This window comes from Kitasatospora misakiensis (assembly GCF_042656005.1).
GTDB classification, from domain to species: domain Bacteria; phylum Actinomycetota; class Actinomycetes; order Streptomycetales; family Streptomycetaceae; genus Kitasatospora; species Kitasatospora misakiensis.
The window spans coordinates 1-2,299 of the sequence record NZ_JBHSOF010000120.1; the positions used below are offsets into that span (position 1 = coordinate 1).

A 2,299-nucleotide genomic window follows, 5' to 3' on the forward strand; every position below is an offset into this window, starting at 1 on the left:
CCCTCGCCACCCACCGCACCCACCACGGCCACCCCACCACCTCCTACGCCTGGGGCCTCTGGAACACCCAAGGCGGCATGAGCGACCGGGCGGACCACCAGCGCCTCGGCCGTAGCGGCATCCTGCCGATCGACGCCGAGGACGGCCTGGACCTGTTCGACGCCGGGCTCGACATGACGGCCCCGGTGGCGGTCCGGCTGGACCCGACCGCGCTCCGCGGGCTGGCCGTCCTGCCGGCGGTGCTGCGCGGCCTGGTCCGTACCCCGGCGCGCCGGGCGGCGACCTCGGCCGGGGGCGGCGCGGGCTCGCCGGCCGAGCACTACGGCGCGCTCCCCGAGCCGGAGCGGCGGGCCGCGCTGCTGGACCTGGTGCGCGGCCTGGTGGCCGACGTGCTCGGGCACGCGGACGGTGCGGCGGTCGAGACCGGCAAGGGCTTCCTCGACCTCGGCTTCGACTCGCTGACGGCGGTCGAGCTGCGCAACCGGCTGATCGCCGAGACCGGGCTGCGCCTGCCGGCGACGACGATCTTCGACTACCCGACCCCGGCGGCGCTCGCGGACCGGCTCCACGAGCTGTTCACGCCCGAGGAGGACCCGGACGCGGCCGTCCGCCGCGCCCTCGCCGGGATCCCGCTGGCGCGACTGCGCGAGGCGGGCCTGCTGGAGGCCCTGCTCCAGCTCACCGGAAGCACCGCCGAGCACGAGGAAAGCCCGGCTTCAGAACCGCAGAAGAGCGACCAAATCGACATGATCGAAACTCTCGATGCGGCGGCCCTCGTGGCCATGGCGCTCCATGACAACGCGTGAGGACCAAGCTGCGATGACCACCACCTCCACCGAACAAGTCGTCGAGGCGCTCCGGGCCTCCCTCAAGGAGACCGAGCGGCTCCGCCAGGAGAACCGGCAGATCACCGCCGCCTCCCGAGAGCCGATCGCGATCGTCGGCATGGCCTGCCGCTACCCCGGCGGCGTGAACTCCCCCGAAGAACTCTGGCGGTTGGTCGCCGAGGGCCGGGACGCGATCGGCGGCTTCCCGACCGACCGCGGCTGGGACGTCGACGGGCTCTACGACCCGGACCCGGCCCGCCCCGGCACCACCTACGCCCGGGAGGGCGGATTCCTCTACGACGCGGCCGAGTTCGACCCGGAGTTCTTCGGGATCTCACCGCGCGAGGCGCTGGCGATCGACCCGCAGCAGCGGCTGCTGCTGGAGACGGCCTGGGAGGCCGTCGAGAGCGCCGGCCTCGACCCGGCGGCGCTGCGCGGCAGCCGGACCGGCGTGTTCACCGGCATCATGTACGGCGACTACGGCGCCCGTCTGCTGTTCCCGCAGGCTCCCGAGGAGTTCGAGGGGTACGTCGGCACCGGCAGCGCGGGCAGTGTCGCCTCGGGCCGGGTGTCCTACACCTTCGGCTTCGAGGGCCCGGCGGTCACCATCGACACCGCCTGCTCCTCCTCGCTGGTCGCCCTCCACCTCGCCGCGCAGGCCCTGCGGCAGGGCGAGTGCGCGCTGGCCCTCGCCGGCGGGGCCACCGTCATCGCGACACCCGGGCTCTTCACCGAGTTCAGCCGGCAGCGCGGACTGTCGCCGGACGGCCGCTGCAAGGCCTTCGCCGACGCCGCCGACGGCACCGGCTGGGGCGAGGGCGTCGGCCTGCTGCTCCTGGAGCGGCTCTCCGACGCGCAGCGCAACGGCCACCGCGTGCTGGGTCTGGTCCGGGGCACCGCGGTCAACCAGGACGGTGCGAGCAGCCAGCTCACCGCCCCCAACGGCCCCGCGCAGCAGCGCGTCATCCGCGCCGCCCTCGCCAACGCCCGCCTCGACGCCGCCGACGTCGACGCGGTGGAGGCGCACGGCACCGGGACGCCGCTCGGCGACCCGATCGAGGCGCAGGCCCTCCTCGCCACCTACGGCCAGGGCCGGGACGGTGAACGGCCGCTCTGGCTGGGCTCGTTGAAGTCCAACATCGGCCACACCCAGGCGGCCGCCGGGGTCGGCGGCATCATCAAGATGGTCATGGCGATGCGGAACGGCACGCTGCCGCAGACGCTGCACGTCGACCGGCCCACGCACCAGGTGGACTGGGCGGCGGGCGCGGTCCAGCTGCTCACCGAGAGCCGCCCGTGGCAGGCCGACGGGCGTCCGCGCCGGGCCGCCGTCTCGTCGTTCGGCATCAGCGGCACCAACGCGCACATCATCCTGGAGGAGGCGTCGGCGGCCGAGCCCGTCGAGGTCGAGATGGGGTCCGAACTGCCGGTCATGTGGGCGCTGTCGGCGAAGACCGAGGACGCGCTGCGCG

The 2,299-nt window shown here is 74.5% G+C and carries 2 protein-coding genes; both read left to right on the forward strand.

Annotated elements, in window-relative coordinates; translation table 11 throughout:
* Positions 1 to 806 (forward strand): beta-ketoacyl reductase (locus ACFP3U_RS37160; RefSeq protein WP_380230133.1); only part of this gene is annotated, 806 nt, incomplete at its 5' end.
* Positions 807 to 819: 13 nt separating this feature from the next.
* Positions 820 to 2,299: type I polyketide synthase (locus ACFP3U_RS36785; protein WP_380230134.1), on the forward strand; the 1,480-nt coding region annotated here is incomplete at its 3' end.